The organism is Flammeovirgaceae bacterium SG7u.111 (assembly GCA_034044135.1).
In the GTDB taxonomy this organism is placed as follows: domain Bacteria; phylum Bacteroidota; class Bacteroidia; order Cytophagales; family Flammeovirgaceae.
Genome location: CP139021.1, coordinates 2,476,011 through 2,491,814, shown reverse-complemented (window position 1 = coordinate 2,491,814; position 15,804 = coordinate 2,476,011). Strand labels below are relative to the sequence as shown.

At 42.8% G+C, this 15,804-nt stretch carries 13 protein-coding genes; 10 read left to right on the top strand and 3 right to left on the bottom strand.

All coding sequences use genetic code 11. The features are described from left to right. Positions 1-14: 14 nt before the first annotated feature. Entirely contained in the window at positions 15-560 is a 546-nt protein-coding gene (locus R9C00_09730; protein ID WPO37730.1) for a chromate transporter, read from the bottom strand. Next, positions 557-1,222, bottom strand: coding sequence for a chromate transporter (locus R9C00_09725; protein ID WPO37729.1), 666 nt, complete (start codon positions 1,220-1,222; stop codon positions 557-559). Before R9C00_09725 ends, R9C00_09730 begins: the two co-directional genes overlap by 4 nt. A 72-nt stretch (positions 1,223-1,294) precedes the next feature. Between R9C00_09725 and R9C00_09720 the strand changes: the two genes are divergently transcribed. The 10 genes from R9C00_09720 to R9C00_09675 all read left to right on the top strand — a co-directional run bounded on the left by R9C00_09720 (position 1,295) and on the right by R9C00_09675 (position 12,338). Further along, on the top strand, positions 1,295-1,525 hold the full coding sequence (locus R9C00_09720) for a hypothetical protein (protein WPO37728.1): 231 nt from the start codon (positions 1,295-1,297) through the stop codon (positions 1,523-1,525). A gap of 483 nt (positions 1,526-2,008) precedes the next feature. Beyond that, a complete protein-coding gene (locus tag R9C00_09715; protein WPO37727.1) occupies positions 2,009-2,632 on the top strand; it encodes a hypothetical protein in 624 nt (207 codons plus the stop codon). A 497-nt stretch (positions 2,633-3,129) separates the two neighbouring features. After that, the gene (locus R9C00_09710) at positions 3,130-3,252 is read left to right on the top strand and encodes a hypothetical protein (protein WPO37726.1); all 123 of its coding nucleotides are present in this window, start codon (positions 3,130-3,132) and stop codon (positions 3,250-3,252) included. 288 nt (positions 3,253-3,540) lie between these two features. Then, positions 3,541-4,185, top strand: a complete 645-nt coding sequence (locus R9C00_09705) for a hypothetical protein (protein ID WPO37725.1) — start codon at positions 3,541-3,543, stop codon at positions 4,183-4,185. A gap of 19 nt (positions 4,186-4,204) precedes the next feature. Continuing rightward, positions 4,205-4,513, top strand: a complete 309-nt coding sequence (locus R9C00_09700; GenBank protein ID WPO37724.1) for a hypothetical protein — start codon at positions 4,205-4,207, stop codon at positions 4,511-4,513. 340 nt (positions 4,514-4,853) lie between these two features. After that, positions 4,854-5,318, top strand: coding sequence for an IS200/IS605 family transposase (gene tnpA, locus R9C00_09695; GenBank protein WPO37723.1), 465 nt, complete (start codon positions 4,854-4,856; stop codon positions 5,316-5,318). Between the two features lie 3 nt (positions 5,319-5,321). Beyond that, positions 5,322-5,648, top strand: a complete 327-nt coding sequence (locus R9C00_09690) for a tyrosine-type recombinase/integrase (GenBank protein ID WPO37722.1) — start codon at positions 5,322-5,324, stop codon at positions 5,646-5,648. A gap of 74 nt (positions 5,649-5,722) precedes the next feature. Beyond that, on the top strand, positions 5,723-6,511 hold the full coding sequence (locus R9C00_09685; protein ID WPO37721.1) for a hypothetical protein: 789 nt from the start codon (positions 5,723-5,725) through the stop codon (positions 6,509-6,511). A gap of 393 nt (positions 6,512-6,904) precedes the next feature. Then, positions 6,905-9,919: a hypothetical protein gene (locus R9C00_09680; GenBank protein ID WPO37720.1), complete on the top strand. Its 3,015-nt coding sequence runs from the start codon at positions 6,905-6,907 to the stop codon at positions 9,917-9,919. 535 nt (positions 9,920-10,454) lie between these two features. Further along, positions 10,455-12,338 carry a DUF4914 family protein gene (locus R9C00_09675; GenBank protein ID WPO37719.1) on the top strand — a complete coding sequence of 628 codons (1,884 nt, stop codon included), beginning with the start codon at positions 10,455-10,457 and terminating at the stop codon, positions 12,336-12,338. Positions 12,339-12,415: 77 nt separating this feature from the next. Here the strand turns inward: R9C00_09675 and R9C00_09670 are convergent, their stop codons facing one another. Continuing rightward, a complete protein-coding gene (locus R9C00_09670; protein ID WPO37718.1) occupies positions 12,416-15,769 on the bottom strand; it encodes a methylmalonyl-CoA mutase family protein in 3,354 nt (1,117 codons plus the stop codon). Positions 15,770-15,804 lie beyond the last annotated feature (35 nt).

Sequence of the window (15,804 nt, the reverse complement as noted above, 5' to 3'; positions counted from 1 at the left end):
GAAACAAATCTATGCTAAAACAAAATCACCCCAATTACCCCCGAAGCAAGGATAAGAAAGATGGGATTAACCTTTTTGAAATACAACAATGCACCGCCAACGGCAATACTCAAGCCAATCGCTTTCCAGTTAACAAGGCTATAGTCTCCCCCTTCAAAGTAGGTCGTATTGGCTATTTGCCAACCTGCAAACAAAATAAGGGCAACGGTTACAGGCTTCAAGCCCTTAAAAAGGGCTTCTTTAAACTTATTATTTTTCACCCGCTGCAAGAATTTCGATAGCAGAAGCATGATGATAACCGAAGGAGCAGCCAATGCCGAAGTAGCGGTTATTCCTCCCAACACTCCCGCCACGCTGTTGCCCACAAAGGTGGCAGAATTCATGGCAATAGCTCCGGGGGTCATTTGAGCCAAGGAGAGCACATCGAAAAACTCATCGCTGGTCATCCAGCCTTGTGCCTCAAACTCCACAATGAATAGCGGCACCATCGCCAAGCCTCCTCCAAAGCTGAATAGCCCAATCTTGAAAAACACCTTTACTAATTCAAATAAGTCTTTCATAGCCCTGCCCTCCCCTTTGCTTTCATATAAGGAACTAATCCCCAAACAACCAGACCAATAACTGCACCCGCTAAAATAATTAGTATAGGATGAATGTGTAAAAACAGGCAGAGTACGGCAAGTAGGAAAACTAAAAAAGGAATTGCTCCTTTCACCCCCGTTTTAAACATTTTGTAGACCGAATTAGCGATCATGGCTACCAAACAGGCTCGAATGCCCAAAAAAGCTTTTTGAACCCAAAGGTTTTCAAAGTGCGCCCCTGCAAAGTAATAAATCAGCGTGATGATAAGCAGTGAAGGGAAGATAATACCAAAGGAAGCAAGGACACCGCCTAGCACCCCTGCCCGCGTATTCCCAATGTGTGTAGCCGCATTGATGGCAATAGTCCCCGGCGTCATCTGGGAAAGGGAGATAATCTCTAGCAGCTCATCTTCCGTGATCCATTTTCGGTAGTCTATCAGTTCCTTTTCCAGCAAGGGCAGCATGGCATAGCCCCCGCCAAACATAAAGAACCCTACCTTTAAGAAGGACGTGAGTAATTGGAAATATTCCCCATTTTTCTGCCTAGTTTGTGTTGTTTGTTCTTGTGTGCCCAATGATCTTCTTTTTGCGGCGAAAGGTAGAAGATACTGACGGTTTTTCAAAGGATAAAAGTCATCCATACTTCCTTAATACACGACAAAAGTATCCGTTGCCTGTGGTTCACAGGCAACATTCCCAAATATCCTTCTTGGATGGTATTTATTTCCTTGCCTTTTGGTACACATTCTACCACTTATGGTAGTTACTCAATGACTTCAAATGCGCACTTGAACACTGCCGATACCTACTTAAAGGGTTTGGGTGTTCACTTAAACACGTTAGGTGCCTACTTGAACATATTAGACAGGTACTTTAACGCTTCAGGTGTCCAGTTAAAGGGTACAGGTACGCATTTTAACACTTCAGGTATCCACTTGAACTAAAAAGGTTACTATTCTGGTGTTTTTTGCTAAACCTCTACGCTATTTTCTAATTTAATAAACTACCAAGTTGAAAATTCGCCAAATAATCTTCTGAATTGAAAAACCCCAAATACCACATTATGTTAAATAAATGCCCTTTTTGAGGCATTCTTAGTATCCCTTGTAAGTAACAGACTCATTATCAATAATAAAGATAATAGGAAAACAGTATATTATCGATACTATAACATATCTTACTTTTAAGAAAACAAGAATAGATAGTACTATTCTAACATAATACGCCACGGGAAAATAAATAAAAGCTATTTCAGGATAAAAAAAACAACAATATACTCTCTATAAGCTACTTATAACTTTTCAAACAAAACAATAAATCACATTTACATTATTACACACCTGCTTTATGCGAATATTTTTCACTTCATAAAGATGAGGATACTGCGTTATGTTTCAAATTAATTTCAAGACTTAACATTTAAAAAAATGGACTATTACGACAAAAAGAAAGTCGATAGTATTGGAAAATACATCGACCTTATGTTGGCTAAGCCAAGCGATTTGGAGCTAGCAGCTTCGGCAGGTTATCCTAAAAAGGAAATTGAAAGAGTAGCCAAACTCCACAAAGAAGTAGTGGAGCTAAGGCAAATCAGCACAGTAGCCAAAGGCAGGCGCTATAGTGCCACCGATGCCTTTAACTTTGCCATGGAGCAATTAAAGGAACATTATGCACCTATAAAAGAAATAGCCTATGTGCATTTTGAAGACAATAGGGAAGCTTATAGTACGCTCGACCTCAATGGGATAAGAGATACTGTCTTCGACGAAATGAAAATACAGGTCAAGGTACTTTACGAAGGTATATTAAGCAATGCCAACTACCTAAAAGAAATGGGTACAAGAGGCATTAGCAAAGCACATTTGGAAGCAGGGCTAAAACTCCATGCCGATATGCTCGACCTCAAGCGCATCCAGACCCTTGCCGAAGAGGAACGAAAAGAAGCTAAGGAAACCCTCATGCGCAAAGCAAATGAACTAGAAAAGTGGCACTCCAAAGCCAAGCGAATCATCCGCGCCTATAGCAAAGTAAAGCCAGTTGCTACCACCTAGCCAATTGATGTGGATTACAATACCAATAAGGGCTGCGTTGAGCAGTCCTTTTTTTGTTATACTCCCCAATCGAGCCACCCTGAACTTGTTTCAGGGTATTTTCTTCAATGCTTGCTCTAACTTTCATCGATGGCCTCGCTTGGAGCGAGGCCATCGGTTTTTTTGAAGGTATTACTTTAACTCCCTACCCCGAAGCTAATTTTGTAGGGGTTTTCAAATCATTGAAAGCAAACCCAGTATGGGTTTCAAAATTGTAGCAATTGGAAGCTTGGATGTGGCACAACGCCGTAGGTGTTGCAAAAAATGGAGCAAAAATGATTTGTGCAACCCTTGACAGGGTTGTTTTTAAACAAATTCCCTCTATCTACAATTGTGGAATCCCTAACAGGATTCTTTTTTTCAAAACCCCTACAAGATTAGCCCCGTAAGAGGTTACACAATTGTAGAAAGCACCATTTCAAAAAAACAAAGAACCTGTCCGAGCCACCAGCAACCGGGTGGCGCTCGAAAAAGAGTTCTACGAATGGTTCAAAGAATTCAAAGCCATCTACACCCTCACTCCCGAGCCTAAACAGCTTGCGGGTAATAAGGCGAAAGATGTCGAGAAAATAAAGAATTGATAGGTCATTTTATTTACACCTAAAACTATTGAAATAGCTTAACTACTTAGTTAGTTTTTTTACGGCTGTTGGTTATTGTCCGATTTTTACAATGAATGGGAATTTAAGAGCCGTACATTGTCAATAAAATAGGTTTGAAAACATTGTTAGTCCTTTAAAATTTAGTAGGCTAAATGCAGTCATCATTAATGGGAAATAATAGCTACTGTGGAGCAGGAATTATCTTGTTAAAATAGTGTTGGCGGTAATTTGATAAACAGAAACCTTTTTAACTTAAAATAATTTAACATGAGAGCTTATATTCAGCATATTGATATTACTACCGATGGAAGAGTGGTAATAACAGGCCAACTTTCAAGAACTAATTTGGAAGTAAGGTTAAACGAGCATATTTATATCAAAGAGCCTGAAGACGGTATTTGGGGCTATACCCTTGAAGTTATTCCTATCTCAGTTTTCGGTGCAGATATGATGATGCCGTTCGTAATAGATGCCCCTTGGACTGGAAATGCAGAAGCAAACGGTGTAAGAATAACACAACCAACATTAGAACCTGACCAGGCTGATTATGAAACTATTCAACTAAAAGTAAAAAAGGTTGAAAGCTTTACGGCTGAGCAATCAAATTTCTTAATTATAAAAGGGGCAAGCTTCGATGAGCCATCAAAACAGCTAGTTGTAGATATAAATTACGGTGGAGGATGTTTCTCCCACCTTTTCTCATTAGAATGGGATGGATTATCACTTGAGAGCTTTCCGCCTCAATACAATTTTAATTTAGTTGACTTAAGTGAGAACGATCCTTGTAGAGCAATTTTACCTGCACAATTAAGGTTCGATATTGATACACCCGAAGTGCAGTTGGACAGACCTTCGATCATCAATTTAGGGTCTGTAAGAGGTAATGGACAAATAAAAATTGAATTAAAATAAACACTTGAAAAATAGAAAGATGAGAAATATAACTGCGAATGCCATATTAAATCTTAAAGAAAAACCAGCTACTCTCTATGTGCATGGTTCGATTATGACTTACAGGACTGATGACATCGTTGAGATTTCAGTTGTTACACCGCAAGGAATTAACTCTTCAATTTTAGTTTTAGAATTGATTATTAAATCGGGTAACGGACCAATGAAAGGAACTCCTAAGCCTTTTCATTTTGAATTATCAAATGATTCTGCAAAAAATTATAGTCAAGTAACAATTAGATATTCAGAAGATGCTTCAGTAACAGTAAATGTTGAAATATTCGGATAAAAACTATCACCAATTGAGTAGACGATCAAGAGTTATAAACCTATAGTGCGCCTTACTATAAGTGTACTGTCTAGTCTGAGCAGATACTCAGACTAGAAGAGCTTGTGTGTAATAAGGCGAAGGTTGCTGAGAAGGGAAGGGTTAGCAGCTTTATTTCATCGATGGCCTCGCTTGGAGCAAGGCCATCGGTTTTTTGAGATGATGTCATTTTTGCCAGTTACCCCGTAAGGGGTTACACAATTGTAGCACATCATTTCAAAAAACAAACAACGCCGTATGGTTTTGCATAAGATGTTGGAAACGAACAATCTTCTCTGTAAATTGGAAAAAAAGAGAACCTATGGCAGCAGGAACATTTTCCCAACTCATTATCCAGCTCATCTTTGCCGTAAAAAATAGAAATGGGCTATTGCATAAACCCCATCGTGATACGCTTTATCCCTATATGGCAGCACATTTGAACAACAAGAGACACAAATGCATCCTCATCAACGGAATGCCCGACCATGTCCATATTTTGCTAGGGCTGAACCCAACACATGCTATTTCTGACACCGTGAGAGACCTCAAAAGAAGTTCTTCTTTATTTATAAATGAACAAAAATGGTTTGTGGGAAAATTTGCTTGGCAAGAAGGGTATGGGGCATTTTCTTACAGCAAATCAGATTTAGACAAGGTGTACCAATATATTCAAAACCAAGAAGAGCACCACAAGAAATTTAGTTTCAAGCAAGAATACATTAGCTTCTTGAAAAAGTTTGAGGTTAAGTTTGATGACAGGTATCTTTTTGAATTTTTTGAGTAGGCCTTGTGGTATAATTTGAACACTTTATGTAACCCCTCACGGGGTTGTTTCTATTTTATTTATCTGTTTCTACAATTATGTAATCCCTACGGGATATTTTTTAATTCTAGAACTCACTGTAAAGCAGGGATAGCCCAAAAAATGCCCCCCCCCCCCACACACATGCTCAGGCACAGCTTTGCCACCCATTTGCTGGAACGGGGGACAGATCTTAGGTATATACAGGCCCTATTAGGGCATGGCTCTCCAAAGACTACCGAAATATATACACATATCAGCAAAAAAGCACTCGAAAACATTGTTAGCCCCTTGGACAACTTGGATTTGTAAGTTAACTTGCGGTATATGTATAATGAAAATAAAAGGAATTGTCCTTTTATACAAATGTTATAAAACACTCGCTAATGCACTATATTCAACCTCTCCCGGAATTTGTAAGTTTTCAAGAAGCATTTTTGAACTCAATGGGTGTTTCGGATGAACTTACAATCCTTTATGCAGTAATACTAGCTACACCTTCTGATTCAGAGGTTATCCCCAAAATCTACTCTTACTTTCCGGAAATTGATGAGCTGACTTCAGAGTATATTACTTTACTGAGTTCAAAAATAGAAGTGGATAAATCTGACTACAAAAGCGGTGAATTATTTGGAAATCAGATGAGTCGGTTATTTGAAACTGGCATCTATAAAGCCTCTGATAAGAAGTCTCAAAAAAACTACAGTGAGGAAGTAGATGATTTTAAGGAAAAGCAAGCCAAAGGGGTCATTCAATTCGCTCGTTTCTGTGGGATTTCAACGTCACAACTACCATGTATAGCATTTTTTCCAAGCCTTCATGAACCCGATAACTTTTTGATATGGAATGTCTCTTCCTTGAGCGCTGAGAGTATTGTTCAAGAATTGAGACATATTATTGCTAACATAGAAAAGAACTATCCAGATCTATATCAAGCTGTAAGAGCACTTGATATTCATCGAACAAAAAAAGGGGATGATCAACCTTACTACGACGAGTGGAGTCGATTAAGTACTGAGATTGTCACACACCGTGCTTCCATTGACAAAAAACAGGTAATTGACTCAATTGAGAAGTTCTTGAAATCCAGGAGTAGAAAACAAACAATCACTAACATAAGTAAAAGTATCCCAATGGCTAACTTCGGCTTAAATCTTCTTAAACTGTTTCACTAAATGAGTTTTATAACAGGCGCTAAGCCCAATCGGCTTACGTAGTTACTTGCAAAGGGCATCTGGACCAGGTACTTTTGAGATATTTGAAAGGCTAAGCCGACTGTGCTTAGCTAATCGTTGGCAAACATTTCGCAACCGATGTTCAGATGAAGCGTTTATTGATTGAATAGAATTTTAAAATTGATAACCCCTCTGGGCCGAGCGTCCGCTCGGCTCAAACAAGGCTACAAGTGAAAGCAAAAAACTACTCTTCTATTATAGTACAGTCTAGCCTACCTCCCCCCTATTTTCCTCAAAACCGCACCGCCCCACACAAAATCTTTCCATTTTCAAATAGAAACCCCTTACTTTAAGGCTACAACAACCATTATTGAATCAAACCACACAAATTTTATGTCACGTATTTTAATCCTTTTATTTTCATTTCTACTTATTACTTCCGCTATTGCCCAAGATTTTGGTGTATTAAAATACCGAGACTTGGGGCCTTACCGTGGAGGGAGAGTAACTGCCGTTGCGGGTGTAAAAACAGCTCCTTCCACCTTCTACTTGGGGGCTACCGGCGGAGGTGTCTGGAAAACCGATGATTATGGTATTACTTGGAAGAACGTTTCAGACGGCTTCTTTTCCACCCCTTCCATTGGTGCCATTGAAGTAGCGCAAAACGACCCTAATATTGTTTATGTAGGCACAGGCAGCGACGGCTTGCGAAGCAATGTGATTGAAGGGCGAGGTATGTACAAGTCGATTGACGGTGGGGAAAACTGGAGTTATATTGGATTATTTGAAGTCGGGCAAATTGGTGCGGTGAGAATCCACCCTGACAACCATAATATCGTATATGTAGCGGCCATTGGCAAGGTGTTCCAGTCTAGCCCAGAGCGTGGCGTGTATAAAACGGTTAACGGAGGGAAAACGTGGGAGAAAGTATTGTCAATCTCTGACCAAACAGGGATTTACGATATCGAATTCTTGCCTTCTAACCCAGAAGTGTTATTTGCCACCGCATGGAAAGCCGAGCGCAAGCCTTGGTCAATCATCAGTGGGGGCACTCCTGCCGAAGGAGGAATTTATAAGTCAGTGGATGGAGGAAAGAGCTGGGATAAAATCACGAAAGGCTTGCCCAATGAGCTGATTGGTAAGATCGACCTAGCGGTAACAAATGCTGATTCTAAATTGGTCTACGCCTTGGTAGAAGCGCCAGATGATAAAGGAGGATTATACAAATCTATTGATCAAGGAGAATCCTTCAAGCAAGTTTCCAGTCATAACGGCATTCGTACCCGACCGTTTTATTACACCAACTTACGGGTTAATCCTAAAAATCCCGATGTCGTCTATTCTTTGGCTACAGGCTATTATAAATCTGAAGATGGAGGCAAGAACTGGAAGCGTGTTTCCTCTCCGCATGGGGATAACCACGATATGTGGATGAACCCTGACAATCCTGATATTTTCATTCAGGCCAATGATGGTGGCGCCAATGTCACGTTGAACGGTGGCAAGTCTTGGTCTAGCCAATTTAACCAGCCTACTGCCGAAATTTATCAGGTAGAAGTAGACGATCAGTACCCTTATTGGGTATATGGTGGGCAGCAGGACAACTACAGTACTATTGCAGTTCCCACACAAGCTCCCTACGGGCTACAACAACCTGGAACAGGCTATATCATTAATACAGGTGGATGCGAAACAGGGCCTGCCGTACCTAAGCCGGGCAATCACAACATTGTTTATGCGAATTGCAAAGGTCGGTTTGGAGTATACAATAAAGAAACAGGGACTGAAATGCAGTACTATGTGGGCGCTTCCAATATGTATGGGCACAACCCGAAAGACCTCAAGTACCGCTTTCAACGGGTGTCACCTATTCATGTATCACCCCACGATCCTTCCATAGTTTACCATTGCAGCCAGTTTCTGCACAAAACCACCGACGAGGGCAAAACTTGGGAGACCATTTCACCAGACCTAACCGCTTTTGAAGACGATAAGCAAGTGATCTCCGGAGCACCTATCACCCGTGATATAACAGGCGAGGAGTTTTACAGTACCATCTATGCCATTCGGGAATCACCCGCTAAGCAAGGTGTCATTTGGGTAGGCGCAAACGATGGACCGGTTCACGTTACGCAAGATGGTGGAAAAACATGGACGAATGTCACCCCGAAAGGGCTTCCTAAAGGAGGAAGAGTGGATGCGGTAGAACCTTCGCCACACAACCCAGCAAAGGCATACATAAGCGTATTAAGAAACCAGTTGGGAGATCCCAAACCCTATATTTATAAAACGACCAACTATGGTAAGTCATGGGAGCTACTGACTAATGGAGAGAATGGTATTCCAGCGGATTTTCCTACTAGGGTAATGCGAGAAGACCCAGAAAAAGAGGGGCTATTGTTTGCAGGTACTGAATATGGTATGTTCGTCTCTTTCGACGATGGAAAGCAGTGGAAACCTTTCCAACAAAACCTGCCCTTAACACCCATTACCGATCTCAAGATTCACAGAGACGATATCGTGCTAAGTACCATGGGAAGGGGCTTTTGGATATTGGAAAATATCTCTACACTTAGGCAGTATACGCCCGAGGGCGTTGAACAGCATATGTTGTTCAAACCTAAAAACACAGTTCGCTACCGCTCGCCTGCCGGCTCATGGGGAAGTGAAACACCAACCTATCCAAGACCCTCGGTAAAGATTGACTATTATCTATCAGAAAAAGCTGATCAACCTATCCGACTGGAAATAAAGGATGAAAAAGGAAAAGTAGTGTATCACATCGTTAGCGATACGACTAAACTAGTAGAGAAAGCAAAGGTGATTCGAGATATGGCTACGGAAGATATAAGATTTATCACAAGTAAAAGTCTATCGACCAAAAAAGGCATGAATCGATTTGCGTGGGATTTTAGGAGTACAGGTCCATGGCATAAAGCAGCTAGCAGGCGATATAAAAATGGATCGATAGTACTACCCGGAAAGTATACAGCAACGCTCACTCTTGGAGAATGGAGTGGTACTCAGGAGTTCGAGCTTTTAATCGACCCAAGAATAAAAGATATGGGCGTAACCCTAGATGATTTAACCAAACAAGCTGAGCTACAAGCAAAGGTTTTGTCCTTACTGGAATCATCAAGAAAGCTTGAGAATTCCGTGGAAAAAGCTATTAAGAAGACCGAAGATGAAGCTAAATTAAAAGTATTAAAAGAAACGCTTACTAAACTGCAAACAGCAAAGGGCATTTATATGCAACCCAAACTCACTGCTCAAATATCCTATTTGAATAGTATGATCAATAGAGCAGATCAACTACCCGGCAAAGATGCTTACGATAGGTACGACGAGCTGGTGATACAGTTGAAGGAAGTACAAGACTCGGTGGGTGCTCTTCTTGATGGTGAATAAAGTCAAAAAATCATCCTACCTATTTGTTGAATAAAATAGCGACTTGCGCCACATATAAATATTATTGAGGCATGGCTAAACTTACTTCCACTTTTCTCCACCTCAAACAACTCATTCCGTCGGGGGCGTTTTCCACCGCCCCCGACGTTTATCGACCTTCCTATCGTCGAAGGCGTCTGAAACGACTCCGATATGTTCCACTCCGAAAAAGGAGAAGTTCCGCAATGCCTACTGGTGTATAAGAAGGAGATTCTGCAACTAGCCGTCCGCATCAAGTGCAGAATGACACTGTATGTGGCGCAAGTCCTGAAGATCGAGTTTCACCTCCTTACATCTTCATCAATAATTTTAATAACAAAAATCACAATTATTTCAGTTCACTATCATACCAGCAGCAATTTTTAGGTAAGCAGGATCGGTAACGAGCCCATTTTGCAGTCCCATAAAGGTTATGACAAAAGTCATAACCAAACCCTAAGAAATTGACTTACAGTTCACCACAATGATCTTTTGATTTGCATTAGGTATTTAAAAAATGAAGATGCACCAGATCATGAAAGAAAAAAAAGCACTCAAAATCAAAGAGCGAATTGACAGCCTGATGGAAAATGCGAAAAGCATGACCATTGCCTCCTCTGTCGATGAACTAGCAAAACTTGCAATTCCTGGGGACGAAAGCCAGGTGCAAAAAGTAGCCTATGACTTACCCGATGGTCGGAACTATTTGGAAGCCGAAGTAGTCAAGGTTAAAAATGGAATAGCGGCCAACTACCCCGATACCTACCTAAGAAGAAGGGATCCTAATAGCATGGTCATTGCCGATGAATACCCTACTGACAAAGAAAGATTTGAAAGTAGATTTGGTTACGGTTTCGAATCCTTAAAACAAGAAACATTCGACTGGCTAGAGAAACAAGATCTGGCCATGTTCTATTTCCACGCTGGACAACCAGGCATTGGATACGACGGCGTGGCGGTCATTCCTGCAAACGCCGGGTTCTTTGGCTTAGGCCTAGCCTTGCTACAAGGTATTGTAGACGCCGAGAATCTGCCCGAAGGCTTTGACCCTAAAGTAGCTATCTATGTAGCACCACCTTTCAGGCATACCCATTTTGATGGAAAACAAATAGTGGTACACGAAAGGCAGGAAAACCAATACGAGATGTTTTCTTACAACCTTTACCCGGGGCCAAGTGCAAAAAAAGGAGTCTATGGAATGCTGATTCACTTAGGCAACTTAGAGCGATGGATCACTGCCCATTGCGCCACAGTCAGGGTAGTTACCCCCTACGACAATGTGGTTACCATCATGCACGAAGGCGCCAGCGGTGGTGGCAAAAGTGAAATCTTGCAACAGCCCCACAGGCAGGTGGACGGAAGCCTTTTGCTAGGAGAAAGTATTTTGAGGAACGATCGTCCGACGTTGGAATTACAAAGGACATGTGAGTTGCAAGCGGTGACAGACGATATGGCTTTGTGCTATAACGACGATTCTAAAGAGAATAATGGTAAGCTTCATTTGAAGGATGCCGAAAGTGGTTGGTTTGTACGTGTGGATCACTTGAAAACATACGGAACTGATATTGTATTGGAACGTATCACTGCACAACCCAAAACACCCTTATTGTTCTTAAATATCAATGCAGTACCTGGTGGAACGGCATTGATCTGGGATCATATAGAAGACGAACCTGGCAAACCATGTCCTAATCCACGGGTTATTGTCCCAAGAGATTCGTTTCCGGGAGTGTATAATGGATCGGTGGATGTAGATATCCGAAGCATGGGAATTCGGACTCCTCCCTGCACCAAAGAACACCCAACCTACGGCATTGTGGGCATGATGCATATCTTACCTCCTGCTTTAGCTTGGCTGTGGAGACTCGTAGCTCCTCGCGGGCATGCTAACCCAAGTATTACAGACAGTAAAGGCCTTACTAGTGAAGGTGTAGGTAGTTACTGGCCATTTACTGCAGGCAGAAGGGTAACCCAAGCCAACTTAATATTAGAACAAATCCAGCGTACTACTGAGGTTAAACATATACTTATTCCTAACCAACATATAGGGGCTTATAAGACAGGTTTTATGCCTCAGTGGGTCACTCGTGAGTACCTTGCCAGAAAAGGGAACGCTAACTTCTCTAAAGAACAAATAAGCGAAGCAAGATGCAGCCTATTAGGTTACCATATGAACAGCATGCGCTTAGAAGGCAAGTACATACCAAAAGAGCTTTTGAGAGTAGACTTGCAAGAGGAAGTTGGAGGTGAAGCTTACGATATAGGAGCTAAGCAACTTCACGACTTCTTCAAATCGGAGCTTAATCAGTACTTACTCGACTACCTCAACCCAGTAGGAAGAAAGATTATTGAATGCTGCTTAGATAACGGCTCTGTAAATGAATATGAAGGATTACTGTAAAAATTGACACCCTTTAACTGTCCCGGTCGCTTAAAGAGACCGGGACAATACCTAAATCAGAACACATCCACACCAAACTACATATTCCTCCTGTACTGCCCGCCTACAGCGAAGAGGGCATCGGTGAGTTGCCCAAGAGTACAAACCTTGATCGCTTCCATGAGAGCTTCAAATACGTTGCCTCCACTAGTGGCTGCGGTTTGTAATTTTGCTAATTGACTTTTTGCCTCTTCTTTATAAATAGTTTTCAAATGCTGGCAGTTGTGTACTTGTCGGTTTTTCTCCTCTTCCGTAGAGCGGATCACTTCTTGGGGAATGATGGTCGGCGAGCCTTTGGAGGACAAGAAGGTATTCACCCCGATGATGGGATAATCACCGTTGTGTTTCAAATGCTCATAATACATGGACTCTTCTTGGATGCGGGAGCGCTGGTACATGGCTTCCATTGCGCCTATCACCCCTCCCCTTTCGGTGAGCCTGTCAAATTCCGCCATCACGGCTTCTTCTACCAGTTCGGTCAATTCTTCTATCACAAATGAGCCTTGCAAAGGATTCTGGTTTTTGGCAAGCCCTAGTTCCTTGTTTATGATGAGCTGGATAGCCAGCGCCCTGCGTACCGATTCTTCCGTAGGCGTAGTGATAGCCTCGTCGTAAGCATTGGTATGCAAGGAGTTACAATTGTCGTAAATGGCATAGAGCGCTTGCAAAGTAGTTCGGATATCATTAAAGTCGATTTCCTGTGCATGGAGCGACCTTCCCGAAGTTTGGATGTGGTACTTGAGCTTTTGCGAACGATCGCTTGCCCCGTAGAGCAGCTTCATGGCTTTCGCCCAAATCCTTCGGGCAACCCTTCCTATCACCGCATACTCAGGGTCGATCCCATTGGAAAAGAAGAAGGACAAATTGGGTGCAAAATCATCTATATCCATGCCCCTGCTCAGGTAATATTCCACGTAAGTGAATCCATTGGCAAGGGTAAATGCCAACTGGGTGATGGGGTTCGCACCCGCCTCGGCTATATGATAGCCAGAGATGGAGACGGAGTAAAAGTTTTTGATTTTATGTTGGATAAAATATTGCTGCATATCGCCCATGAGGCGAAGGGAAAAACCTGTGGAAAAAATGCAGGTATTTTGCGCTTGGTCTTCTTTCAAAATATCGGCTTGCACCGTTCCCCTCACCGCTCGGAGGGTATCGGCTTTTATTTTTTCATAAGTCTCTTTAGGCAAAACCTGATCGCCCGTTACCCCGAGCAACATCAAGCCCAATTTGTTGTGGTTTTCGGGTAACTCGGCTTGGTACATAGGCTGGTCGGCTTTCCGCCTGCTAAAGATAGAAATCATCTTCTGCTTCACCTCTTTTTCCAAGCTATTCTCTTTTATGTACAACTCGCATTGCTGGTCAATAGCCACGTTCATGAAGTAGGCACAAATAGCTGCGGCTGGGCCATTGATGGTCATGGAAACGGAGGTACTTGGGTCAGCCAAATTGAAGCCCGAATAGAGCTTTTTGGCATCGTCGAGGCTGGCGATGCTTACACCAGAGTTGCCTATTTTCCCATAGATATCAGGTCGCAAATCGGGATCTTTCCCATAGAGCGTGACCGAATCGAAGGCGGTGGAGAGTCGCTTAGCGGGCAAGCCTTCCGATACGTAATGGAAGCGCTTGTTAGTTCGCTCAGGGCCGCCTTCTCCTGCAAACATGCGGGCAGGATCTTCACCCTTCCGCTTGAAGGGAAACACGCCAGCGGTGTAGGGAAATACACCCGGTACATTTTCCTGCTTTTGCCACTTTAGCAAATCGCCCCAATCCTTGTATTTGGGCAAGCTCACCTTTCGGATAGGCAGCCCTGCCAAAGAGTTGCTCGTTGTTTCTACCTTGATATCCTTCCCTCGTACTTGGTAAGAAAATACGCCCTTCTCATACGCATCTTTGAAGGCACTCCAGCTTTCCAAATCCTCCAATTCCTTCGGGGCTAGCCCCGATTTTAAAGCATCAAACTTTTGCTCAATCGCTGTTTTAACCAAAGCTTCATTTTCAAATTCCGCAGCCGTTTTTTGTAGGGCATAAAGCGAAGAAGCCGTTTTGCTTTTCTCTTCCACGTCCTTGTTGTAATCCCGCACGGTTTTGCTGATTTCGGAAAGGTAGCGCACCCTATCGGAAGGAATAATAACAGACTTGCTCAACTTTTCTGCTTGGGCAAACGACGAAGTTTCCAACTTTTCTAAACCTAGCAAACCCGACAAATGGGCAAAGAGCCTGTCCGTGCCTTCGTCGTAAAACTGGGAAGCCACCGTGCCGAATACGGGCATTTTCTCCGTAGGCTGATCCCACAATTGACGGTTGCGTTGGTACTGCTTGCGCACATCTCGGAGGGCATCTAAGCTCCCCTGCTTATCAAACTTGTTGATGGCTACTACGTCGGCAAAATCGAGCATATCTATTTTCTCCAACTGTGAGGGCGCACCAAATTCTGGAGTCATCACATACAAGCTCACGTCCACAAACTCGGTTATTTCCGAGTCGGACTGCCCAATGCCCGAAGATTCCAAAATCACCAAATCGTAGCCCGCAATCTTGAAAACATCAAGGGCTTCTTTCACATATTTGGAAAGGGAAAAATTTGCTTGGCGGGTAGCCATCGAGCGCATAAACACCCGCTCATTGTTGATGGCATTCATTCGGATGCGGTCGCCCAGCAATGCCCCGCCCGACTTTTTGCGGGTAGGGTCCACGGAAACGATCGCTACCGACAAGCTAGGATGGGCAACCAAAAAGCGACGGATAAGCTCATCGGTCAGGCTCGATTTCCCCGCTCCGCCCGTTCCCGTAATACCCAAGACGGGCACAGTTGATTTGCCCTTTTCATTGAAGGATGCTCTTAGTAAACTCGCCGCTCCATCCACCTCGTTTTCAATGGCAGTCAGGAGTTTGGCTATCTCTTTTTTGTTTTCTTTAGTTGGAAAAGCTCCCTGATTGAAGCTTGTGATTGTAGGGAAATCACTTTGCTCTAATACTACATTTATCATCCCTTGCAAGCCTAGTTCCCTCCCGTCATCTGGGGAAAAGATCTTGGTGATACCGTATTGATGAAGTTCCTCTATTTCTTGGGGATGGATAGTTCCACCTCCGCCTCCAAAAAGCTTGATATGCCCGCAATCATTCTCTTGAAGAAGGTCGTAAGCATATTTGAAAAACTCCAAATGCCCCCCTTGGTACGAGGTAATGGCAATGGCTTGGACATCTTCCTGAATGGCGCATTCTACAATTTCTTTCACGGAGCGGTTGTGCCCCAAATGGATCACTTCGGCGCCAGAGGCTTGCATTATCCTCCGCATAAGGTTGATGGAAACATCATGTCCATCAAACAAGGACGCTGCGGTAACGATCCGGATTTTGTGTGTTGGTTGGTAAGGTGCTATAGGTTGCATGTGCTAGTAATTTATTGGTGTATATTCTATACGAG